Source organism: Jejubacter calystegiae, from assembly GCF_005671395.1.
In the GTDB taxonomy this organism is placed as follows: Bacteria; Pseudomonadota; Gammaproteobacteria; order Enterobacterales; family Enterobacteriaceae; genus Jejubacter; species Jejubacter calystegiae.
In genome coordinates, this window is the sequence record NZ_CP040428.1 from 3087819 (window position 1) to 3111743 (window position 23925).

General features: G+C 58.3%; 19 protein-coding genes. 6 read left to right on the forward strand and 13 right to left on the reverse strand.

The features are described from left to right. Positions 1-9: 9 nt before the first annotated feature. From ltaE to aqpZ, 6 genes are all read right to left on the reverse strand, one after another. Positions 10-1011, reverse strand: coding sequence for a low-specificity L-threonine aldolase (gene ltaE, locus FEM41_RS14205; RefSeq protein ID WP_138096587.1), 1002 nt, complete (start codon positions 1009-1011; stop codon positions 10-12). A 41-nt stretch (positions 1012-1052) separates the two neighbouring features. Then, on the reverse strand, positions 1053-2771 hold the full coding sequence (gene poxB / locus FEM41_RS14210; protein WP_138096588.1) for a ubiquinone-dependent pyruvate dehydrogenase: 1719 nt from the start codon (positions 2769-2771) through the stop codon (positions 1053-1055). 115 nt (positions 2772-2886) lie between these two features. Next, positions 2887-3855 carry an NADH oxidoreductase gene (gene hcr, locus FEM41_RS14215; RefSeq protein WP_138096589.1) on the reverse strand — a complete coding sequence of 323 codons (969 nt, stop codon included), beginning with the start codon at positions 3853-3855 and terminating at the stop codon, positions 2887-2889. A 14-nt stretch (positions 3856-3869) separates the two neighbouring features. Further along, positions 3870-5525, reverse strand: coding sequence for a hydroxylamine reductase (hcp, locus tag FEM41_RS14220; protein ID WP_138096590.1), 1656 nt, complete (start codon positions 5523-5525; stop codon positions 3870-3872). Between the two features lie 143 nt (positions 5526-5668). Beyond that, positions 5669-6568, reverse strand: a complete 900-nt coding sequence (locus FEM41_RS14225; protein WP_138096591.1) for a LysO family transporter — start codon at positions 6566-6568, stop codon at positions 5669-5671. 131 nt (positions 6569-6699) lie between these two features. After that, positions 6700-7395, reverse strand: coding sequence for an aquaporin Z (aqpZ, locus tag FEM41_RS14230; RefSeq protein ID WP_138096592.1), 696 nt, complete (start codon positions 7393-7395; stop codon positions 6700-6702). A 421-nt stretch (positions 7396-7816) separates the two neighbouring features. On the opposite strand from aqpZ, the gene FEM41_RS14235 reads away from it, so the two are divergent. Continuing rightward, a complete protein-coding gene (locus FEM41_RS14235; protein ID WP_138096593.1) occupies positions 7817-9475 on the forward strand; it encodes an ATP-dependent nuclease in 1659 nt (552 codons plus the stop codon). Here the strand turns inward: FEM41_RS14235 and FEM41_RS14240 are convergent. Next, positions 9472-10437: a VirK/YbjX family protein gene (locus FEM41_RS14240; protein WP_138096594.1), complete on the reverse strand. Its 966-nt coding sequence runs from the start codon at positions 10435-10437 to the stop codon at positions 9472-9474. The two genes, FEM41_RS14235 and FEM41_RS14240, sit on opposite strands and share 4 nt — an antisense overlap. Before the next feature lie 164 nt (positions 10438-10601). Between FEM41_RS14240 and macA the strand changes: the two genes are divergently transcribed. Continuing rightward, positions 10602-11711 carry a macrolide transporter subunit MacA gene (gene macA / locus FEM41_RS14245; protein ID WP_421804356.1) on the forward strand — a complete coding sequence of 370 codons (1110 nt, stop codon included), beginning with the start codon at positions 10602-10604 and terminating at the stop codon, positions 11709-11711. Beyond that, the gene (macB, locus tag FEM41_RS14250; protein WP_138096595.1) at positions 11708-13645 is read left to right on the forward strand and encodes a macrolide ABC transporter ATP-binding protein/permease MacB; all 1938 of its coding nucleotides are present in this window, start codon (positions 11708-11710) and stop codon (positions 13643-13645) included. The genes macA and macB overlap by 4 nt, the downstream gene beginning before the upstream one ends. Positions 13646-13731: 86 nt before the next feature. On the opposite strand, the gene cspD is transcribed toward macB, so the two are convergent. Then, positions 13732-13953 (reverse strand): cold shock-like protein CspD, encoded by a 222-nt coding sequence (cspD, locus tag FEM41_RS14255; protein ID WP_138096596.1) that lies wholly within the window; start codon positions 13951-13953, stop codon positions 13732-13734. 322 nt (positions 13954-14275) lie between these two features. Between cspD and clpS the strand changes: the two genes are divergently transcribed. Further along, positions 14276-14596, forward strand: coding sequence for an ATP-dependent Clp protease adapter ClpS (gene clpS / locus FEM41_RS14260; RefSeq protein ID WP_138096597.1), 321 nt, complete (start codon positions 14276-14278; stop codon positions 14594-14596). Positions 14597-14625: 29 nt separating this feature from the next. Beyond that, entirely contained in the window at positions 14626-16902 is a 2277-nt protein-coding gene (clpA, locus tag FEM41_RS14265) for an ATP-dependent Clp protease ATP-binding subunit ClpA (protein WP_138096598.1), read from the forward strand. Positions 16903-17001: 99 nt separating this feature from the next. On the opposite strand, the gene infA is transcribed toward clpA, so the two are convergent. From infA to trxB, 5 genes are all read right to left on the reverse strand, one after another. Beyond that, a complete protein-coding gene (gene infA, locus FEM41_RS14270) occupies positions 17002-17220 on the reverse strand; it encodes a translation initiation factor IF-1 (protein ID WP_002211347.1) in 219 nt (72 codons plus the stop codon). 273 nt (positions 17221-17493) lie between these two features. Beyond that, entirely contained in the window at positions 17494-18198 is a 705-nt protein-coding gene (gene aat / locus FEM41_RS14275; protein ID WP_138096599.1) for a leucyl/phenylalanyl-tRNA--protein transferase, read from the reverse strand. A gap of 30 nt (positions 18199-18228) precedes the next feature. Then, positions 18229-19962 carry a heme ABC transporter ATP-binding protein/permease CydC gene (gene cydC, locus FEM41_RS14280; protein ID WP_138096600.1) on the reverse strand — a complete coding sequence of 578 codons (1734 nt, stop codon included), beginning with the start codon at positions 19960-19962 and terminating at the stop codon, positions 18229-18231. A gap of 1 nt (position 19963) precedes the next feature. After that, positions 19964-21727 carry a heme ABC transporter permease/ATP-binding protein CydD gene (gene cydD, locus FEM41_RS14285; RefSeq protein ID WP_138096601.1) on the reverse strand — a complete coding sequence of 588 codons (1764 nt, stop codon included), beginning with the start codon at positions 21725-21727 and terminating at the stop codon, positions 19964-19966. A 120-nt stretch (positions 21728-21847) separates the two neighbouring features. Continuing rightward, positions 21848-22813, reverse strand: a complete 966-nt coding sequence (gene trxB, locus FEM41_RS14290) for a thioredoxin-disulfide reductase (RefSeq protein WP_168198801.1) — start codon at positions 22811-22813, stop codon at positions 21848-21850. Between the two features lie 479 nt (positions 22814-23292). Between trxB and lrp the strand changes: the two genes are divergently transcribed. Then, a complete protein-coding gene (gene lrp / locus FEM41_RS14295; protein ID WP_000228469.1) occupies positions 23293-23787 on the forward strand; it encodes a leucine-responsive transcriptional regulator Lrp in 495 nt (164 codons plus the stop codon). Positions 23788-23925 lie beyond the last annotated feature (138 nt).

A 23925-nucleotide genomic window follows, 5' to 3' on the forward strand; every position in this document is an offset into this window, starting at 1 on the left:
TTACTTTCCTTAGCCTCGCAGGAAGGCGCGCCAGTGGCTGACGACGGTTTCCAGTTGCTGGCGGCTGACGTCAATATGCGTCACCAGACGGGTAACCGGCGCGGCGTTAATAAGTACGTCGCGGCGAGCCATAAATTCGCCCAGCTGCGGCGCGGTGCCTTCCGGCAGCCGGACGAACAGCATATTGGTGTCCTGGCGGGTCACGTCGGCGCCAGTTTCGCGCAGGGCTTCGGCCAGCCAGGCGGCATTGGCGTGGTCGTCCGCCAGTCGTGCCACATTATTCTGCAATGCCCACAGGCCGCCTGCGGCCAGGATTCCGGCCTGACGCAGTCCGCCGCCGGCCATCTTACGCCAGCGCAGAGCGCGCTTGATAAAGTCGCGATTGCCCAGCAGCAGCGAGCCCACCGGCGCCCCCAGCCCTTTGGACAGGCAGAGGGTGAAGCTGTCGCAGTAGCGCGCCACTTCATCCAGTTCACAGCCGTACTCCACTATGGCGTTAAACAGTCGGGCGCCGTCCATATGCAGCCCCAGGCCGCGCTCGCGGGTAAACTGCCAGGCATCGCGCAGGTACGCCTGCGGCAGCACTTTACCGTTGTGAGTATTTTCCAGACTGAGCAGCCGGGTGCGGGCAAAGTGAACGTCATCAGCCTTGATGACCGAGGCGACTTTGTCCAGCGGTAGGGTGCCGTCGCGGGCGGCGTCGATGGGCTGGGGCTGAATGCTGCCCAGCACCGCGGCGCCGCCCGCCTCGAAAAGGTAGTTGTGGGCCTGCTGGCCCACAATATATTCATCGCCACGCTGACAGTGACTGAGCAGCGCTACCAGGTTGGCCTGGGTGCCGGAAGGCAGGAACAGGGCGGCCTCTTTACCGGCCAGGCGCGCCGCGTATTCCTGCAACTGATTCACGGTGGGATCGTCGCCGTAGACATCGTCTCCGACGGCGGCGTTCATCATCTGTTCCAGCATGGCGCGCCCCGGGCGCGTTACGGTATCACTGCGTAGGTCAATCATGGCGACTCCTTGCTCGGTATTACTGAAGGTAATAGGTTGTTTTACCTGAACCAGTTGGTTTTCGCCAGTTCGACCACCTCATCGCCGCGGCCGCTGATGATGGCGCGTAGCATGTACAGACTGAAGCCCTTCGCCTGTTCTAGTTTGATCTGGGGCGGAATCGCCAGCTCCTCTTTGGCGACGGTAACGTCCACCAGTACCGGCCCGTCGGTATTAAATGCCTTCTCCAGTGCGGCATCCAGCTCGCTGGCTTTTTCCACCCGAATACCGGTAATACCGCAGGCCTCGGCGATACGGGCAAAGTTGGTGCTGCTGAGTTCGGTTCCATCGGTCAGATAGCCTCCGGCCTTCATCTCCATTGCTACAAAGCCCAGCACGCTGTTGTTGAATACCACGATCTTGATCGGTAGCTTCATCTGGACCACCGACAGGAAATCGCCCATCAGCATGCTAAAACCGCCGTCTCCGCACATCGCCACTACCTGACGTTCCGGCGCCGTCGCCTTTGCGCCCAGCGCCTGAGGCATGGCGTTAGCCATTGAGCCATGGTTAAAGGAGCCCAGCAGGCGACGTTTTCCGTTCATTTCCAGATAGCGGGCTGCCCAGACGGTGGGGGTGCCGACATCGCAGGTGAAGATGGCGTCCTGGCGGGCCAACTGGCTGATTCGCTGGGCCAGATACTGGGGATGAATCGCCTTATCGCTGGGTTTGGCAAGGTCATCCAGCCCCTTACGGGCCTCTTTATAGTCTGCCAGCGCTTTGTCGAGGAACGACCGATCCTGCTTATCTTCCAGCAGTGGCAGCAGGGACTGCAATGTGGATTGCACATCGCCCACCAGCGCCATGTCCACTTTGCTGTGGGCGCCGATACTGGCCGGGTTGATATCTATCTGAATGATTCGCGCATTGCTGGGGTAGAAGGCGCGATAGGGGAACCGGGTGCCGAGCAGAATCAGGGTATCGGCATTCATCATGGTGTGAAAGCCGGAAGAGAAGCCGATAAGACCGGTCATCCCCACGTCATAGGGGTTATCGTACTCCACGTGCTCTTTGCCGCGCAGGGCGTGGACGATGGGCGATTTCAGCTTACCGGCGAACTCCAGCAATTCACTGTGCGCTCCGGCGCAGCCGCTACCGCACATCAATGCGATATTACTGGCGCCGTTCAGCACTTCGGCCAGTTTTTCCAGCTCCGATTTGCGCGGCACCACCTGGGGCAGCGGGGCGGGATACCAGTGTGTACTGGCCCCTTCCGGCGCGGGTTGCAGCGCGACGTCTCCGGGCAGAACCACAACCGCCACGCCGCGCCTTAGCGTGGCTTCACGCAGGGCGATAGCCAGCACCTGAGGGATCTGTTCCGGACTGGACACCAGTTCGCAGTAGTGGCTGCACTCCCGGAACAGCTCCTGAGGATGGGTTTCCTGGAAGTAACCGCTGCCTATCTCGCTGGAAGGAATATGGGCGGCAATCGCCAGCACCGGTACGTGGTTGCGTTGGCAGTCGAACAGTCCGTTGATCAGGTGCAGGTTGCCTGGGCCGCAGGAGCCAGCGCAGACCGCCAGTTCGCCGGTTAACTGCGCTTCCGCACCCGCGGCGAAGGCGGCGACCTCTTCGTGACGGGTGGGCATCCATTGAATAGTTCCCATGCGGTTAAGGCTGTCGCTCAGCCCGTTAAGGGAGTCTCCGGTTACGCCCCAGATACGCTTTATCCCTACCTGTTCCAGCGTTTTGGCAATGTAGGTGGCCACGGTCTGTTTCATCACATCTCCTTTGTTTTATTTCGATAAGATGCGATCAAGCTTAGACGATGAGTGAAGACAGGGACTGTTCAGAAAGTGCCGCCTCCGGAAGGAGGCGGCATGGGGGAAGTGAAAATCAGGCGAGGACCAGATCGCCCTGCGGGTGGCAGGAGCAGGCCAGGACGTAACCGTCCGCGATCTCCTGTTCGGTCAGGGTCATGGTGCTGGTGACGCTGTAGTCGCCGGAAACCACTTTGGTTTTGCAGCAGCCGCACACGCCGGCGCGGCAGGCGGCGTTGACCGGCACCTTGTTGCTCTCCAGCGCTTCAAGCAGCGTGCTGCCTACCGGCGTATGGAATTCGCGTACCGGCTGCAGGGTGGAGATCTTCAGGCCGCTGGTGACGGGCGCCGCAACAGGGGTGAAGAATTTCTCTTTCCAGAAGCGGGTGACGCCCAGCGCTTTGACTTCCTGCTCCACGAAATCCATGTACGGCGCCGGGCCGCAGGTCATGACGGTGCGGTTAGCGATATCCGGCACGCTGGCCAGCAGCTCGCGGGTCAGACGACCGGGAACGAAGCCGTGGACCGCGCCCTGTTCCGCCACCAGAGTGACCGGATACTGGCGCCACTCTTCAGCAAAGATCACGTCCTGCGGCGAGCGCACGCTGTAGATCACCTGGACATCGGCCATCGGGCTGTATTTGGCCAGCCAGCGGCGCATCGACATAATCGGCGTCACGCCGCAGCCAGCGGCCAGCAGCAGATAACGACCTGCCGGATGGTTCTGGCAGGTGAACTCGCCCTGGGCTTCGGAAAGCCACAGGTAGTCGCCGCGCTTAACTTCGCGGGTCAGCCAGCCGGAACCGGCGCCGTCGTCGATACGGCGGATGGTCAGGGTAATAAAAGGGCTGACACCCGGCGTGGACGAGAGGGTATAGGCGCGCAGGGTATCGGCCGAGTTGCGGATACTGACCAGCGCGTATTGTCCCGCCTGATAGAGGTAGTCGTCATGGCAGAACAGCGACAGGGTCCAGACGTCTGGCGTCTCCTGCTTAATATGATGTACCTGCATGCGGTACGGACACTGAGAGGTTGGCATCGTCATCTTGTTGCTTCTCCTTACGCCACGCCCAGCATCTGCTGCATATCCTGCTCAACGGTGGTAACGGAACGCATACCGAATTTCTCGTTGAGGATAGCCAGCAGGTTCGGGGTCAGGAAGCCCGGCGCCGTCGGCCCGGTCAGGATGTTCTTCACGCCCAGCGACAGCAGGGTCAGCAGAACCACGATAGCCTTCTGTTCGAACCAGGAGAGTACCAGGCTCAGCGGCAGATCGTTCACGCCGCAGCCCAGTTTTTCGGCCAGGGTGACGGCCAGCATAATGGCGGAGTAAGAGTCGTTACACTGACCGGCATCCAGCAGGCGCGGCAGGCCTTCGATGTTGCCGAAGTCCAGCTTGTTAAAGCGATATTTACCGCAGGCCAGCGTCAGGATCAGGCAGTCGTCCGGTACGCTGGTGGCGAAGTCGGTGTAGTAGCTACGCTCGCCGCGAATGCCGTCGCAGCCGCCGATCAGGAAGACGTGGCGCAGTGACTTACGGCCAACCATATCGATCAGAGTATCGGCGGCGCTAAGCAGGGTCTGACGGCCAAAACCGACGGTGATCATGTGCTCGATTTCGCTGTACGGGAAGCCGGACATCTGCTGGGCCTGGGCGATGACCGGGGCAAAATCGTCGCCTTCCAGGTGGTTAACGCCCGGCCAGCCTACGATGCTGCGGGTCCAGATACGGTCGTCGTAGCTGCCAACGGTTGGGTCGATGATGCAGTTTGAGGTCATCACGATCGGTCCCGGGAAGCGGGCGAATTCGGTCTGCTGATTCTGCCAGCCGCTGCCGTAGTTACCGACCAGATGTTTGAATTTACGCAGTTCCGGATAGCCGTGGGCGGGCAGCATTTCGCCGTGGGTGTAGACATTGACGCCAGTGCCTTCGGTCTGCTCCAGCAGATTGTAGAGATCGAACAGGTCATGACCGGAGATCAGGATGCACTTACCGGCAACCGGTTTTACGTTAACCTGCGTCGGGGTCGGGTGGCCGTATTTACCGGTTTCACCGGCGTCCAGGATGCTCATGACCTGGAAGTTCATCTGACCGATTTCCATGGAGCATTCCAGCAGGGCGTTCATGTCGGACGGCCAGGTGCCAAGCCAGGACATGATTTTGTGGTACTGGGCATAGATGTCGTTATCGTACTGGCCCAGTACATGGGCGTGTTCCATATAGGCTGCGGCCCCTTTCAGGCCGTAGAGGCACAGCAGGCGCAGACCAAGGATATCTTCGCCGATTTCCGCTTTGTCGCGGTTCGGAGTGAAGTCAGCGGCCTGGCGTTGCAGATCGCCCATGTCGTCGCTGGCAAGCTGCAGGTCGGCCAGCGGATGGTCAACGCTTGCGGCTGCATCAATGGCGCGGGAGCGCGCTTTCAGGTCTTCACGCATCGCGATGGCCTGACGGGCGTAGCCGACGATACGGACGGAATCAAAGTTGACGTTGGTCAGGGTGGCGAAGAACGCGCGCGGTGCGAAGCTATCCACCTCGTGGTCGATAATGCCCAGCTCACGCGCCTTCAGCGCCCAGGCAGAGAGCCCCTGCAGCGCGGCGATCAGCAGGTCCTGAAGATCGGACGTTTCAGCGGTTTTACCGCACATTCCCTGCGCATAAGAGCAGCCATTACCCGCCGGAGTGCGAATTGTTTGTTCACATTGCACGCAAAACATGATTACACCTTAAAGTTATATTTGATATGCATGTTTAAGGTTATGCTCAGTGACTAAGGGTGAAAAGTGCTTTTTATGGCAATGTGCAGGGAAATTGATTTAGCGCAAATTTAATCCCCCCATCAGGGGGGCGAAGGAAGGATTCAGGCGGCGAACAGCGCCATCATTAGCGGAACCAGCAGGCTAAGCAGGAAGCCGTGGACAATGGCGGCCGGGACCAGTTCTACGCCGCCGCTGCGTTGCAGTACCGGCAGGGTAAAATCCATCGAGGTGGCGCCACATAGCCCCAGCGCCGTTGAGCGGCTACGGCCCACCAGTGCCGGAATCAGAATGATGGCGATAAGCTCACGACCCAGATCGTTAAAGAAGGTGGCGCTGCCGATGACCGGGCCGTATGACTCGGTCATCAGGATGCCGGACAGCGAGTACCAGCCGTAGCCTGAGGCCATCGCCAGCCCGGTTTTTAACGGCAGGCCGAGCAGCAGGGCGTTAATGGCACCTGCCAGCAGTGAGCTGACCACCACCACCAGCGCTACCAGAGTGCCCCGGCGGTTAAGCAGAATCTGGCGCAGGGTCATACCGCTGCCGCGCAGCTGTATCCCCACAAGGAGCAACAGCAGGATCAGCGTGTATTCGCTGGCTTCGGTGGTGTGGGTCAGCCACGACCAGCCGCTGAGTCCCAGAATAAAACCGGCGGCGACCACGCCGCACAACTGCAGCGATTCCATCGCCATCTTCAGGCGCGATGGCAGCTTCTGCTGGCGGTGGCGGTGATGCCAGGGCAGAAAACGCTCCAGCAGCAGTAATCCGGCGCAGTTGCACAGCAGAATAACCACAATACTGACTGCGGAATAATGAAGGATCGCCAGCAAATTGGCGGAAAGATTATCCAGAAAGGCCAGACTAATTCCCATCAGGAAAAGGATGATATAGACAATCCAGCCCAGCAGCCGGTTAATCCAGATCAGTGTTACGCGCTGGCGCAGGGGAATAAGGTAACCGATCAGTAACGGTACCAGGATAATGAGCAGCCCGGACAGCATGATAGCCGAATCCCTTCTGTTTATTGGGTAAGCGGCGCAGACAATACACAAATCAATGAAGTGAGTAAAGGAAGAGGCAGGGGCGGACAGAAAGAAGCCCGGCGTTTAGCCGGGCTTCGGGAGAGCGATAATTAGTCGCGTTTTTCCAGCAGGGTGCGATAAATCAGGCCGCCCAGGATACCGCCGATAATCGGCATGACCCAGAACAGCCACAGTTGCTGCAGCGCCCAGCCGCCCTGGAAGATGGCGACGGCAGTGCTACGTGCCGGGTTTACGGAAGTGTTGGTAACCGGAATGCTGATCAGGTGAATCAGGGTCAGCGCCAGACCGATGGCGATAGGCGCAAAGCCCGCCGGAGCCAGTTTGTCTGTCGCGCCGTGAATCACAATCAGGAAGCCGCAGGTCAGCACGATTTCAATGACGATGGCCGCCAGCATGGAGTAGTGATCGGGAGAGTGTTCGCCAAAGCCGTTAGAGGCAAAACCGCTGGCTGCCGCATCGAAACCCGCTTTTCCACTGGCGATAATCCAGAGAATAGCCGCTGCGGCGATACCGCCGATAACCTGAGCGATAATATAGCCAATCACCTCTTTGGCCGGAAAGCGACCGCCGGCCCACAGGCCCAGGGTCACCGCCGGGTTAAAATGGCCGCCGGAAATATGGCCAACCGCATAGGCCATGGTTAATACCGTCAGACCAAATGCCAGCGCCACACCGACAAAACCAATCCCTAATTGCGGATAGGCTGCCGCCAGTACCGCACTACCACAGCCACCGAAAACCAACCAAAAGGTTCCGAAGAACTCGGCTGCTAATTTTCTGAACATATTTACCTCGATGTAATTATTCAAAGACGATTACCATTCGACTGAAAAACAACGAACGGCGCTCGCCACCGATCACGTCATCAGGAAGGTGACGTAGAATCGAGTCGCGTAATTTTAAAAACTTCGTCCTTCCTGAACCAGCGTAATATATCCAGGTTATTTGATTTAAAACAATGTGATTTATTCCTTTGGCCAGGAATCAATGAGGTAAGTATAGAATAGAAACTTTATTGCGCGATATTTCCTGGGGTAAATTCTGAAATTTTCTGAAATATCACAAAAAATAATATTTACTGTCCACTTAATATCGGGTTTATTCCTGGAAGAAAGGCCTGAGTTATCGCTATTCTCGGGATACCTTAGGTGCGGGCTTATCGCTATACTCCAGTAAAAACAGGCATCAGTGTCATCGGGAGGGAGTATGTTTCTTGAGCGCGTGGAGGTGGTGGGTTTCCGTGGCATTAATCGCCTGTCGCTACACCTGGAACAGGACAACGTCCTGATCGGTGAGAACGCATGGGGGAAGTCCAGCTTGCTGGATGCCCTGACGCTGCTGCTTTCGCCCCGCGATGATCTCTATCATTTTGTCTCTGGCGACTTTCACTTCCCGCCGGGCGAGATGCAGGAACGTGAACGTCACTTGCATATTATCCTGACCTTTCGTTCCTCGATACCGGGCAGAGTTCCCGGGCGACGCTATCGGGCGCTGGCGCCGGTGTGGGTCACCAGCGACGATGACTACCGGCGTATTTTTTACCGTCTGGAAGGGGAGCTGGCGGGAGACGGTACGGTGATGACCCTGCGCAGTTTTCTTAATTCTCAGGGCGAGCCGATGGCGCTGGGCGATATCGATCGGATAGCGCGTCAGGTGGTACGCTTGAACCCGGTTCTGCGCCTGCGAGATGCGCGTTTCAGCCGTCGGCTACGTGAAGGCAATGTCTCCCGGGAGCCGGAACTGGAAGGCTCCGCCCGCCAGTTTGCCGATCTGGCCCGGGAGCTGGCCTTACGCCCACAGGTACTGACCGATGAACAGCTGCGCCAGGGACTGTCGGCCATGACGCAACTGCTGGAACATTACTTCAGCGAGCAGGGCACCACCCAGGCCCGTGAACGCCTGATGCGTCGTCGCTCTCACGATGAACGCCGCAGCTGGCGCTATCTCGATCTGATTAATCGCATGCTCGACAAGCCTCACAGTCGTAATCAGCGCATTATTCTGTTGGGGATGTTTTCCACGCTGCTGCAATCCCGGGGCAGCGTGCGTCTCGATCGTGATGCGCGACCTCTGGTGGTAGTAGAGGATCCGGAAACCCGGCTGCATCCTATTATGCTGTCGGTGGCCTGGCATCTGCTTAATCTGCTGCCGTTACAGAAGATTGCCACCACCAACTCCGGCGAGCTGCTTTCCCTGACGCCGGTGCAGCAGGTCTGTCGACTGGTGCGCGATTCCGGGCGGGTAGCCGCCTGGCGCCTGGGGCCGGATGGAATGAATGCCGAAGACGGTCGCCGTATCGCTTTTCATATTCGACTTAATCGACCCTCTTCGCTGTTTGCCCGCTGCTGGCTACTGGTGGAAGGTGAAACCGAAGTCTGGGTGATGAACGAACTTGCGCGTCAGTGCGGCCACCATTTTGACGCGGAAGGGGTGAAGGTGATTGAGTTTGCCCAGTGTGGCCTGCGTCCGCTGATTAAATTCGCCCGCCGCATGGGGATTGAGTGGCACGTACTGGCGGACGGCGATGAAGCGGGTAAGAAGTATGCCGCCACGGTACGCGGACTGCTGGATAACGACCGCCGCCGCGAACGCGAGCACCTGACGCAGCTACCGGCCCGTGATCTGGAACACTTTATGTATCGAGAAGGTTTCAGTGAGATCTATCACCGGGTGGCGCAGGTGCCGGATGGGGTGGCGATGAATATGCGCCGGGTGATTACCCGGGCTATCCATCGCTCCTCGAAGCCCGATCTGGCCATCGAGGTCGCGCTGGAGGCCGGGCGCCGCGGCACGGATTCGGTTCCCTCGTTGCTGCGCGGTATGTTTTCGCGGGTGATGTGGCTGGCGCACGGACGGGCCGATTAAGCGTCAGTGGCCGTGAAGCTCTGTTCCAGCGCCGCGTTCATGGCGTCGAGCAGGGCATAACGGCGGCGATATTCGGCCCGTTTTTTACTGACTATCTCCGCCAGCGGGCGGCGCAGCGTGGTGAGCGGCAGCAGAAAATGGCCTTCCTGCCCGGGCTCGCCCCCCATCTCGCGCCAGAAGGCGTCATAGTCGGCCAGAAAGACGCTGCGCTTGCTCAGGCGATAGCGCCAACTGCGGTAAATATGGGTGTGATTACTGACTGCCAGAATCTGGCGGGCTCCCAGACGCAAAGCTACCTGGCGTGCGGCCTCAAGCACCAGTCGCTTGGGAAACAGCCCATGGCACTGGCGGGTCGCTTTCTGAATATGGCCATGGCCGAGCCGGGCCTTGGCTCCCTGTAAGCCGCCAATAAACAGCGTGGTAATACCGTCCCAGCGGCACAGGGTGAACGTCAACTGCGCCAGCGCGATATCCTGATAGTCATAGAGCGCTAACGTCGCCTCGCCCTCTTTATCCAAATCACAGTCGGCGCTGAGCGCCAGCCGGTAAGGTTCGCCATCTTTACCTTCCAGCCAGGCCAGGGTCCAGCCCAGGGGCGAAAGATAATCCTGCATTGCCTCTCGGGGCAGGGTGTGATTCATCTGTTGATAGTGAAAGAAAATGGCGTCCAGTACCCGGGATCGCCCCATGCCCGATGCCATCAGCCATGGTCGATGTAACCGGCAGGGAAGGCAGGGTTGGGCCTGTAATAGCGTGTTTGCCTGAGGCAGTTGTGTCAGACCGTTCAGCAGGCGCGCCGTCGCCAGCGGCATCGCCAGCGAGCGCAAAATAAATTTACGACGCCAGCCAGGCTTGCGCCAGGTCGGGCCGGGTTGATAACGGCCCTGGCTCAGAGCCAGGAAGAGTTGCCAGCTGTGTACCGGCGTATCGGCGCTCCGTGAAGAAACTGCAATCTGTGGCATAACTGTTGGATCGTCGTGAGTCAGGGAATAGCGCTATTAAGGCATCGCGTTCCTCAACTTTTATGCAACGGCTGCCAGGCTTTATCATGTAGTGCACCGATGTTGATAAACGGTTTATATTATCGAACTTATTGGTAGTTCTGGCCCGCCATCAGGATGCGATTATGTTTAAGGGAAAAGTGAAAAAACGCTATATAGCACTGATACTGCTGCTGGTAATTGGGGGAGTATGGGTATGGAAAACGCTCAATGCGCCAGTACCCCAGTATCAGACGCTAATCGTACGCAAAGGCGAACTACAGCAGAGCGTGCTGGCAACCGGTAAGCTCGATGCGCTCAGCAAGGTGGACGTGGGCGCCCAGGTCAGCGGTCAGCTCAGGACGCTGAAGGTGGACGTAGGCTCCCGGGTTAAGAAGGATCAACTGTTGGGGATCATCGATCCTGAACAGGCGGAAAACCAGATCAAAGAGGTGGAAGCGACCCTGAAAGAGCTGCGGGCCCAGCGCGGTCAGGCCGAGGCCGAAATGCGGCTCTCCCGGGTAACCCTGGCGCGCCAGCGAGAGCTGGCCCGCCGTCAGCTGGTTTCCCGCCAGGATCTGGACAGCGCGCAAACCGACCTGGCCGTGAAGCAGGCGCAGATCGGTACTATCGATGCGCAAATCCAGCGTAATCAGGCCTCTCTGGATACGGCGCGCACCAATCTGGAGTACACCCGTATTCTGGCGCCGATGGCGGGCGAGGTGACTAAGGTAACCACGCAGCAGGGGCAGACGGTTATCGCCGCCCAACAGGCGCCGAATATCCTGACCCTGGCGGATATGAGCACTATGCTGGTGAACGCTCAGGTTTCCGAAGCGGATGTTATTCACCTGCGCCCGGGACTGAAAGCCTGGTTCACGGTAATGGGCGATCCCCAGACCCGTTACGAAGGGAAGTTAAAGGACATTCTGCCGACCCCGGAGAAAGTCAACGACGCCATTTTCTACAATGCCCGCTTCGAAGTGCCTAACCCGCAGGGGGTGCTGCGCCTGGAGATGACCGCCCAGGTTCATATTCAGCTGAACGGGAAAAGCGATGTTATCGCTATTCCCCAGAGCGCGCTCGGTGATCCCATCGGCAATAATCGCTTTCGGGTTACGCTGTTGCGTAACGGTGAGACCCGCTCGCGTGAAATCACCATCGGTCAGCGTAACGATACCCAGGTGGAAGTGGTGGATGGCCTGAAAGAGGGCGATGAAGTGGTGACCGGCCGCCGCGAGGGAGACGCCCGATGAGTGCGCTGCTTGAGCTGGAGGATATCCGCCGCAGTTATCCTTCCGGCGAGGGACGTATTGAAGTCCTGAAGGGGATAACGCTCAGCATCGAAGCCGGTGAGATGGTGGCGATTATGGGGGCATCCGGCTCCGGTAAGTCGACGCTGATGAACATCCTGGGCTGCCTGGATACCCCCAGCGCCGGACATTACCGGGTGGCGGGCGTGGATGTGGCGCAGCTTGATGGCGACCAACTGGCCCGTCTGCGGCGTGAGCATTTCGGTTTTATCTTCCAGCGCTATCATCTGCTGTCGCACCTGAGCGCCAGCCAGAATGTGGAGGTCCCCGCTATCTATGCCGGGACGCCGGTCGCCCAGCGTCAGAAGCGGGCGTGCGAGCTGCTGTCCCGACTGGGGCTTGAGGAGCGGGTGGATTATCAACCCACCCAGCTTTCCGGAGGCCAGCAGCAGCGCGTTAGCATTGCCAGGGCATTGATGAATGGCGGCCAGGTGATCCTGGCGGATGAACCCACCGGGGCGCTGGACAGCCACTCCAGCGCGGAAGTGATGGCGACCCTGCGTCAGCTGCGCGATCGCGGTCATACGGTGATTATTGTGACCCACGATCCGGAAGTGGCGGCTCAGGCGGAGCGAATTATCGAGATCCGCGACGGCGAAATTGTCAGTAATCCACCGCCGCTGTCCCGCGAAGCGGCCTCTCGCCCCGAGCCGCATATTCCCGCCAGCGCCTGGCGGCTGCTGCCTGCGTTTCAGGAGTCCCTGCGCATGGCGTGGCTGGCCATGGCGGCCAATAAGATGCGCACGCTGCTGACCATGCTGGGCATCATTATTGGTATCGCCTCTGTGGTTTCTATCGTGGTGGTAGGGGATGCGGCCCAGCAGCGGGTACTGGCCGATATTCGTTCTATTGGCACCAACACCATTGACGTTTACCCCGGCCGCGATTTCGGTGATGACGATCCCCAGTACCAGCAGTCCCTCAGCTATGACGATATGGTGGCCATCAGTCGCCAGTCGTGGGTCAGTTCCGCCACGCCGTCGGTATCGAAAAACCTGCGGGTACGCTACGGCAGTAAAGATGCCGCCGCCAGCGTTAACGGCGTAAGCAGCCAGTATTTCGATGTCTACGGCATGGGCTTTAGCGAAGGGGGAACCTTCAACCAGGCACAGCTGGACTCCCGCGCTCAGGTGGTGGTGGTTGACAGCAACACCCGGCGTCAGCTATTCCCCGATCGCGCCAGCGTGCTGGGAGAGGTGATTCTGGTGGGCAATATGCCAGCGACCATTATTGGCGTGGCGGAAGAGAAACAGTCGATGTTTGGCAGCAGCAAGGTGCTGCGGGTCTGGCTTCCCTGGAGTACCATGACAGGCCGGGTGACGGGCCAGAGCTGGCTGAACAATATCACCGTGCGGGTGAAAGAAGGCTATCCCAGCGATGAAGCGGAGCGTCAGGTAGCCAGCCTGCTGGAATTGCGCCATGGTAAGCGAGATTTTTTCACTTATAACATGGACGAGCTCTTGAAAACGGCGGAAAGGACCACAGCTACATTACAGCTGTTTCTGACGCTGGTGGCGGTGATTTCGCTGCTGGTGGGCGGTATCGGCGTGATGAACATCATGCTGGTTTCGGTGACAGAACGCACCCGGGAGATTGGCATCCGGATGGCGGTGGGGGCCCGGGCGGGCGATGTACTGCGGCAGTTCCTGATCGAATCGGTGCTGGTTTGTCTGGTCGGCGGGGCGCTGGGTGTCGGGCTGTCGCTATTGATTGCGCTGTTGTTGCAGGTGGCGCTGCCGGACTGGGCGCCAGGCTTTTCGCCGCTGGCGCTGATGATGGCGTTTCTGTGCTCGACGTTAACGGGCGTGCTGTTTGGCTGGCTGCCGGCACGGCGGGCGGCGAGGTTAAATCCGGTGGATGCCCTGGCGCGGGAATAAGGGGCCGTTATCTGTAAGGATATAAAAATGCCAGCCGCCCGGGCTGGCATTTTGTTTCGGGGATGTACACAATAAAGTCTTAAGCGTTACGCGACCGCTTCGGCTTCGACAGGCACGATGACGCTGGCATGGTTGCCTTTAGGGCCCTGATGTACATCGAACCGGACGGCTTGCCCGGCTTTGAGCGTCCTGTAACCATCCATCTGGATGGTGGAATAGTGAGCGAAAATATCTTCGCCGCCGCCTTCAGGGCAGATGAACCCAAACCCTTTGGCGTTATTGAACCATTTAACAGTACCCGTTTCCATGCTTCGACATCCTTCATAGCTTTTATATTAAGTAAGATGGAATCAACCGGTGGGTGAGCCCGGGTTGTTCAAAACCTCGCCAACTCACGATTAGACAATGTAGATAAATTCAACACAGGGTCAAGCATCCAGGTGGGAGGAAGACGCAAAAATGCGTCAAAATTTGAAGCAGTTAACGCTATTGGCATTAATGTGACACGGGTCGCGCCTGGCTGCAAAACGCGGAGAAAACCCGGTGGCGTCTGGGCTTCAGGGCACTACACTCCGGCGAAGGGGTAGATGATTTTCTGCCTGAATTTTAACCGAATGATGATGACTGGCGATGGGTAAGACAAACGACTGGTTGGAATTTGACCATCTGGTGGATGAAAAAGCGCTTGATGCGCTAAAGCCTCCATCTATGTATAAAGTTATATTGGTGAACGACGATTACACGCCAATGGAATTTGTGATTGACGTGCTACAAAAGTTCTTTTCTTATGATGTAGAACGTGCAACGCAACTGATGCTTGCGGTTCACTATCAGGGCAAGGCCATCTGCGGTGTTTTCACCGCTGAGGTGGCGGAAACCAAGGTTGCGATGGTGAACAAATATGCGAAGGAGAATGAGCATCCGTTGCTGTGTACGCTGGAACAGGCCTGAAAAGGCAGACAACTTGAGGGGGGTGCCCTATGCTCAATCAAGAACTGGAACTCAGTTTAAATATGGCTTTCGCCAGAGCGCGCGAGCACCGACATGAGTTTATGACCGTCGAGCATCTGTTGCTGGCGTTACTCAGCAACCCATCGGCCCGGGAGGCGCTGGAAGCCTGTTCCGTGGATCTGGTGGCGCTACGGCAGGAACTCGAAGCCTTCATCGAACAAACCACCCCGGTGCTGCCGGAAAGCGTGGAAGAGCGAGATACCCAGCCGACACTCAGCTTTCAGCGAGTGCTGCAGCGGGCAGTATTCCACGTTCAGTCTTCCGGACGCAGCGAGGTGACTGGCGCCAATGTACTGGTTGCCATCTTTAGCGAGCAGGAGTCCCAGGCGGCCTATCTGCTGCGCAAACACGAAGTCAGCCGTCTCGACGTGGTGAATTTTATTTCGCACGGTACGCGCAAAGACGAACCTAACCAAAGCGGAAACTCAGCGGAGAATCCGGTCAATGATGAGCAGGCAGGCGGGGAGGAGCGCATGGAGAACTTCACCACCAATCTCAATCAGCTTGCCCGGGTGGGCGGTATCGACCCGCTGATCGGCCGTGATAAGGAGCTGGAGCGTACCATCCAGGTGCTGTGCCGCCGCCGTAAGAATAACCCGCTGCTGGTAGGGGAGTCTGGCGTAGGTAAGACCGCCATCGCCGAAGGGCTTGCCTGGCGTATCGTCCAGGGCGATGTGCCGGAAGTCATGGCCGATTGTACGCTCTATTCGCTGGATATTGGTTCGCTGCTGGCTGGCACCAAATATCGTGGCGACTTTGAAAAACGCTTTAAGGCGCTGCTTAAGCAACTGGAGCAGGATAGCAACAGTATCCTGTTTATCGATGAGATTCACACCATCATCGGCGCAGGCGCTGCTTCTGGCGGCCAGGTGGATGCCGCTAACCTGATTAAACCGCTGCTGTCCAGCGGTAGAATTCGGGTGATTGGTTCCACCACCTATCAGGAATTCAGCAATATCTTTGAAAAGGATCGTGCGCTGGCGCGTCGTTTCCAGAAGATCGATATTACCGAGCCGTCCATTGATGAGACGGTGCAGATCCTGACCGGCCTGAAGCCGAAGTACGAAGCTCACCACGATGTGCGCTACACCGCGCGAGCGGTACGGGCCGCTGTGGAGCTGTCGGTGAAATACATCAACGATCGTCACCTGCCGGACAAGGCTATCGATGTGATTGATGAGGCGGGGGCGCGCTGCCGTCTGTTGCCGGTTAGTAAGCGTCGTAAAACCGTGAACGTGGCGGATATCGAGTCGGTTGTGGCCCGCATCGCCAGAGTTCCGGAGAAAAGCATCTCCGCCAGCGATCGCGATACCCTGAAAAACCTGGGCGATCGTCTGAAGATGCTGGTCTTTGGTCAGGACAACGCTATCGAGGCGCTGACCGAGGCGATCAAGATGAGCCGTGCCGGTCTGGGCCACGAACATAAGCCAGTAGGCTCTTTCCTGTTTGCCGGTCCGACCGGGGTCGGGAAAACCGAGGTCACGGTGCAGCTTGCCAAATCGCTGGGCATTGAACTATTGCGCTTCGATATGTCGGAATATATGGAGCGCCACACCGTCAGTCGTCTGATCGGTGCGCCCCCGGGTTACGTGGGTTACGATCAGGGTGGACTGCTGACCGACGCGGTGATTAAACATCCCCATGCGGTACTGCTGCTCGATGAGATCGAAAAAGCGCATCCGGATGTCTTTAACCTGCTGCTACAGGTGATGGATAACGGGACTCTGACCGATAATAATGGGCGCAAGGCGGATTTCCGCAATGTGGTACTGGTGATGACCACCAACGCCGGGGTGCGTGAAACCGAGCGTAAATCCATCGGCCTGATTCAGCAGGACAACAGTACCGATGCGATGGAGGAGATCAAAAAGATCTTTACGCCGGAGTTTCGCAACCGTCTGGACAACATTATCTGGTTCGAGAGTCTGACGACTGAGGTGATCCACCAGGTAGTCGACAAGTTTATTGTCGAGCTCCAGGCCCAGTTGGATGCGAAAGGCGTTTCGCTGGAAGTGGCGCAGGAAGCCCGCGACTGGCTGGCGGATAAAGGCTATGACCGCGCCATGGGCGCGCGTCCAATGGCTCGTGTGATTCAGGACAACCTGAAGAAGCCGCTGGCCAACGAGCTGCTGTTCGGTTCGCTGGTGAACGGCGGACAGGTCACGGTAACGCTTAATAAGCCGGAAGACCGGCTGGAATATGATTTCCAGAGCGCACAGAAGCACAAGGCGGAAGCGGCGCACTAAGCGAACGGAAGGCATAAAAAAGGCCGGGCAATGCGCCCGGCCTTTTGTTTTTATTGATAACCTGTCGCGTAACCGTTGGCGCAACAGAGAAGAATTCTGTTAGCGACTACGGAAGACAATGCGGCCTTTGCTCAGGTCGTACGGAGTCAGTTCCACAGTCACTTTGTCACCCGTCAGAATACGGATATAGTTTTTACGCATTTTACCGGAGATATGCGCGGTAACGACGTGACCGTTTTCCAGCTCTACGCGAAACATGGTGTTAGGCAGCGTGTCCAGAACGGTGCCCTGCATTTCAATATTGTCTTCTTTGGCCATCTAATCCTCGGGATATCACTACCATAGTTTGAACCGGCAAGATAATGCCGAAGTTCACCTGTCATGTAAAGAAATTGCGCTCAGCAAAGTCTGTTCTGCCGATGACCCACGTCCAACAGCGCGTTTTTTACGCTGGCGGCAATGAAAGGGGCGGAGTGATAAGCGGTGGGGCGTTACCAGACTGATCCCAAAGAGATGCGGGCAATGGGCAAAGCTTACTCTGCGTTCTGCGACCACAATTATAACATGGAGTGAGGGAAGATGGGCAGAACATTAAATCCTACAGGGCAAAAGTGTCTGGGGAAGCCAGCAGCGCAGGTCCGGTTGTTGTGGATAAAGGTTTTCCAGCAGCCGCAGATAGAGGCTACGGGGGATCTCTTTGGCGCCCAGAGAGGCCGTGTGAGCATTCAGAACCTGGCAGTCGATAAGGCAACCGCCGCGGGCTAAAAAATAGCGACAGAAGTGGAACAGGGCGGTTTTAGAGGCATTTTCCCGGCGGCTGAACATCGACTCACCGCAGAACAGCGCCCCCAGCGCCACGCCATAGAGTCCGCCAACCAGTCGATCGTCCTGCCAGACCTCCACCGAATGGGCATGGCCTAACTGATGTAGCTGCTGCCAGGCCACGCTGACTTCCGGAGTAATCCAGGTGCCTTCTTCGCGTTGGCTGGCACAGCCGTCGATCACGCCAGCGAAGTCGTGGTTCAGCGTTACCCGAAAGTTGGTATGATTTAAAAAGCGGCGAAAGCTGCGGCTGACGTGGAACTCCCGGGGGTCCAGCACGGCTCGCGGATCGGGGGACCACCACAAAATGGGATCCCCTGGCGAATACCAGGGGAAAATGCCGCGTCGGTAGGCCAGCATCAGGCGCGCCGGACTGAGATCGCCGCCCAGCGCCAGCAGGCCGTTGGGTTCGCGTAGCGCCGCTTCCGGCGACGGGAAGTCGAGGATATGGCGGGAAAGCTGAACCAGACGCATAGTCAATAACCTCCGGACCCCAAAGAATAGTTAAATCATAGCCTGGAGACGGCGATGAAACTGCGTGTAGCGTCCACCGCTGGCCAGCAGTGTCTCGTGGGAGCCCTGCTCGACAATATGCCCGTCATCCATCACCACAATACGGTCGAAAGCCGACAAGCCGTGCAGGCGATGAGTCACCATCAGTAGCGTTTTGTCGGCGCAAAGGTCGCGCAGTAGAGCCAGGATCTGGCGCTCGGTGGCGGCATCCAGTCCCTCTGTCGGTTCGTCCATTAGCACCAGCGGCGCATTATGCAGCAGCGCACGGGCGATGCCCAGACGCCGTAGTTCGCCGCCGGACAGCTGGCGGCCCCCTTCACCGAGCCAGGCGTTGAGTCCCTGGTCCTGTAGCAGTCCTGCCAGCCCGACGCGGGTCAATATGGCGGACAGGGTTTCGTCATCAGCCTGAGGGCTGGCGAGCAGCAGGTTATCGCGCAGGGTGGCGCTGAACAGCCAGGGGCGCTGGGGAACGACGCTGATGGCCGCCCGTAGGCTGGCTTCGTCGTAATCACGCAGTAGGCGTTCGCCCAGACGAATTTCCCCGCTATCGGGATCGCTGGCTCGCGTGAGTAAGCTTAGCAGCGTGGATTTCCCGCAGCCGGTCCGCCCCAGAATGGCAATATGCTCGCCGGGAGCGACCTGTAGCGAGACTGACTCCAGCGCATTGCGCTGCTGTTCCGGCCAGGCGAAGCTGACATTTTCCAGATTCAGGGAAGGCTGGTTCGGCGGCGTGGTCGGAGCGTCCGGAAAGGTGACCGTTGGCTTCTGTTCCGTCACCTGAGAGAGGCGCAGGGCGGAAGCAATGGTCTGCCCCAGGTGCTGGAAGGCGCCGGTGATGGGGGCCAGGGCTTCAAAGGCCGCCAACGCGCAGAAGACAAACAGGGCAATCAGCGCGCCAGGAGGCTGTTGGCTGCCGACGCCCGCCCCGGCAAGCCACAAAATCAGCAGCATGGTCAGACCGCCGATCAGCAGCATCAGACTCTGGGACAGCGCGGTAAGCCCGGCCTGGCGGCGTTGGGCGTCAAGCCAGCGCTGCTCGGTATCGGTCATTTCATCGCGCCAGCGCTGGCTGGCGCCAAACAACGACAGCTCCGCCTGTCCGTGCAACCAGGCGATAAGCTGCTGACGATATTCGCCGCGCAGATGAGTCAGAGATTCGCCAATCGGACGCCCGGCGCGCCAGAACAGCGGCGGCAACAGCAGCAGCGTTAGCAGCATAATGCCCCCGAGGGTGAGCGCCAGGGTCAGATTCACCCAGCTCAGGCCGAAGGTAACCAGAATAATCACGACCAGCGCGCCGACCAGCGGTGAGATGACCCGTAGATAGAGATGATCCAGCGCGTCGACATCCGCGACCAGGCGATTCAGGAGATCTCCCTGGCGGAAGCGGCGCAGACCACCGGGCGAGAGCGGCAGCAGGCGGCTGAACAGGGTTACCCTCAGGTGTTGCAGAATGCGGAAGGTCGCGTCATGGCTGACCAGACGTTCAAAGTAGCGCCCGGCGGTACGGGTAATGGCCGCGCCTCGCACGCCCGCAGCGGGCAGCATGTAGTTAAAGGTCTGAAGCCCGGCAAGACCGGCCAGCGCCGAGGCGGAAAGAAACCAGCCGGAAAGGGTCAACAGGCCGATGCTGGCCAGTAGCGTCACCACGGCCAGTAAAATGCCTAACGTCAGGCGCCATTTATGACGGCGGAACAGGCCAAGCCAGGGCAGTAGCGCGCGCATATTAAATTTCCTCCTGTCGATGAGCCAGCAGGCGGGCAAAGGGGCCCTCTTCCTGAGCAAGCCGTTGCCAGTTTCCCTGTTGCACTATCCGGCCCTCCTGCATCACCCAAATGTCATCCCAGGTCTGTAGGACGTCGAGCTGGTGGGTGACCATCAGGGTGGTCTGACGCCGTGCGGCCCGCTCGAGTGCCGCCATCACCAGCTCTTCGCTGTGGGCGTCCAGACTGGCGACGGGTTCGTCCAGCAGCAACAGACCGCAGGGGACGATCAGCGCTCGCGCCAGCGCCACGCGCTGGGCCTGACCTACTGACAGGCTGGCGGCGTTTTCCCCCAGTTCGCTGTCCAGCCCGTGAGGTAACTGGGTCAGAAATTCACTGACGTATGCATCGTCAATCGCCTGTTTCAGGCGCGTTTCGTCAGTGGGATCGGCCAGCAGAATATTATCGCGCAGGGTCCGGCCCGGCAGGCGCGGGTTCTGCCCCAGCCAGCTCAGTCTGGCGCGCAGGCTGTCGGGGTCCAGCTCGCGCAGTTCAATACCGTTAACGGTCAGGGAACCTTCATAGGGAAGAAAACCGGACAACAGATTCAGTAATGAGCTTTTCCCGGCACCGCTCTGGCCAACCAGCGCCACCCGGGCCCCGGCGTTCAGGGTAAAGTTCAGGGGGCCGGCCAGTCGTGCGCCGGTGGGAGAAAGCACGACCAGATCGCGGGCTTCCAGGTTAAGGGCGCCTTCGCTATTGAGAGTACGAGTACCGTGCTCGGGGGCGTGCTGCGGCGAATCCATAAACTGCTGCAGGCTATCTGCAGCGCCGATCGCCTGGGCTTTGGCGTGATAGAAGGTGCCCAGATCGCGCAGCGGCTGGAAAAACTCCGGCGCCAGGATCAGCGTCAGAAAGCCGGAAAACAGGGTTACACCAGTGCCGTAATGGCCGAAGTTGAGCTCCCCCAGGTAAGAGAAACCGAAGTAGACCGCCACCAGGGCGATAGAGAGCGAGGCGAAGAACTCCAGCACGCCGGACGAGAGGAACGCCAGACGCAGCACCTCCATGGTACGGCTGCGAAAATCTTCAGAGGCGTGGCGAATATTGTCGGTTTCGGCCGCGCCGCGGTTAAACAGGCGCAGGGTCTCCATACCGCGCAGGCGATCGAGAAAATGACCGCTCAGACGCGACAGCGCCAGGAAGTTACGGCGGTTAGCATCGGCGGCCCCCATGCCGACCATCGCCATAAACAGCGGGATTAGCGGCGCGGTACCCAGCAGAATTAACGCGGCGGCCCAGTTTGAGGGCAGAATCGCCAGCACAATCAGCAACGGAATCGTCGTTGCCAGCGCCATCTGCGGCAGATAGCGGGCGTAGTAATCGTGCATATCCTCGACCTGCTCAAGGATGAGCGTGGCCCAGCTTCCGGCCGGTTTGCCCTGTATCCAGGCCGGTCCAGCCTGCTGCAGACGATCCAGCACCCTGTGGCGAATCTGGCGACGAATATGGAGCCCTGCCTGGAAGCCGACTTTTTCGCGCAACCAGGCCACCCAGGCGCGCAGGATCAGCACCAATAGCAAAAGCGCAAAAGGCAAAAGGAGCGCTTCCGAGGGAATTGCGCCGACGATCATATGGTCGAGCAGGCGGGCCAGCAGCCAGGCCTGGGCCACGATTAACAGGCCGCTGATAACGCCCAGCAGACGTGAAAGGTTAAGCCAGCGTCGGGAGGGAGCGCTCTGTTGCTTCAGCCAGCGGCTAAGCTCTTGTTGACGGGTCTTTTTCATTGCAAGCCAGGGGGTCAATTAAAATCCATTCGCCAGACCGGCGATTGTGCCCCGCAATGTTACATCGCAGCAAAAAGAAAGGCGACCTTATGAGGCCGCCTTAATCATTCAGGAGGAAAATCAGGCTTTATCGGCCAGCCCATCCAGATAGCGCTCTGCGTCCAGCGCGGCCATACAGCCGGTACCGGCAGAGGTAATGGCCTGGCGATAGATATGGTCCATCACGTCCCCTGCGGCGAATACGCCGGGGATGCTGGTCTGGGTGGCGTTACCCTGGCTACCGGACTGCACCTTGATGTAGCCATTTTCCAGATCCAACTGCCCGTCGAAGATCCCTGTGTTGGGGCTGTGGCCGATAGCCACGAACAGGCCCATCACTTCAAGCTCTTCGCTGTGCTGTGGATCTTTGGTATCAAGCAGGCGTAGACCAGTGACGCCCATTTCATCGCCGGTGACTTCGTCGAGCGTGCGATCGGTGTGGAGGATAATATTACCGTTCTCCACTTTATCCATCAGGCGTTTGATCAGGATCTTCTCGGCGCGGAAGCTATCGCGGCGATGGATCAGATGCACCTCGGAAGCGATGTTCGACAGATACAGCGCCTCTTCCACGGCCGTGTTACCGCCGCCGATGACAGCGACTTTCTGGTTGCGGTAGAAAAAGCCATCGCAGGTCGCACAGGCGGAAACGCCGCGTCCCTTATAGGCCTCTTCAGAGGGCAGACCCAGGTAACGGGCAGAGGCGCCGGTGGCGATAATCAGCGCGTCGCAGGTGTATTCGCCGCTGTCGCCAGTCAGGCGGAACGGACGGTTCTGCAGATCCACCTTGCTGATGTGGTCGAAGAGAATTTCAGTGTCGAATTTCTCAGCGTGTTCATGCATACGCTCCATCAACAGAGGGCCGGTCAGACCGCTGGGATCGCCGGGCCAGTTTTCCACCTCGGTGGTGGTGGTAAGCTGACCGCCTTTTTCCATACCGGTAATCAGTACCGGATTCAGATTGGCTCGGGCGGCATAGACGGCGGCGGTATAACCCGCCGGGCCAGAGCCCAGAATCAGCAGCCGGGAATGTTTCGCTGTGGCCATGAGATCCTCATTTTCGTTGGCTGACAATGGGCTGGATTGTAGGGAATTTGTCGCGGCAAAAAAAGAGCATTACCGTTTTGTTAACGATATGTGTAATAGGCAACGCCAATAAGTCAGGCAATCAGCAGAAAAAAATGGTGAAAAACGCAGGGCAGGGGGGTGAAAAAATGAGGAATAATCGTAATGGGTCATGAATATCTGGCATGTTTCACTAAAAAACGATGTTTTACTTTGACAATCACCTGCGCATTTGCGAAAACATTTGGGGAAGCATAGCGCGTAAGTTCAGGCCACGTCTGCCGTGGCGAGGGAGGTTGTGCGCTTTTACCGGGTTATCGCCAGCACCCATGGCGTGGACAGACGCCATGGGTAATGTCGATGGCTGCCGTGATTTCGGCAACGGTCTTCTCACGTAACCCGGAACAGTGACTGTTTACGGGTATGGCAGGTGAAGGAAGGAATACAGAGAGACAATAATAATGGTAGATAGCAAGAAGCGCCCTGGCAAAGATCTCGACCGCATCGACCGAAACATTCTTAATGAGCTGCAGAAGGACGGGCGAATTTCTAACGTTGAGCTTTCAAAGAGAGTGGGTCTGTCACCGACGCCGTGTCTTGAGCGCGTTCGTCGTCTGGAGCGGCAGGGCTTTATCCAGGGCTACACCGCGCTGCTGAATCCGCATTATCTGGATGCATCATTACTGGTATTTGTTGAGATTACTCTGAATCGCGGGGCGCCGGATGTATTTGAGCAGTTTAACGCCGCCGTTCAGAAACTCGAAGAAATTCAGGAGTGCCATCTGGTTTCCGGTGACTTCGACTATCTGTTGAAGACCCGCGTGCCGGATATGTCAGCCTATCGTAAGTTACTGGGGGAAACCCTGTTGCGCCTTCCAGGTGTTAACGACACCCGCACCTATGTGGTGATGGAAGAGGTCAAACAGAGTAATCGTCTGGTAATTAAGACCCGCTAATACGGAGCAGGTGCAAAATCGGCGTAGTTTGATTACACTCCTGTTAATCCATACAGCAGCAGTGCCGGGGCAGCCTGGCGCTGCTGTCCGTTTTAGCTACGGGCTGCTCCTGCAACGGTTCAACGCACCGACGCGAGG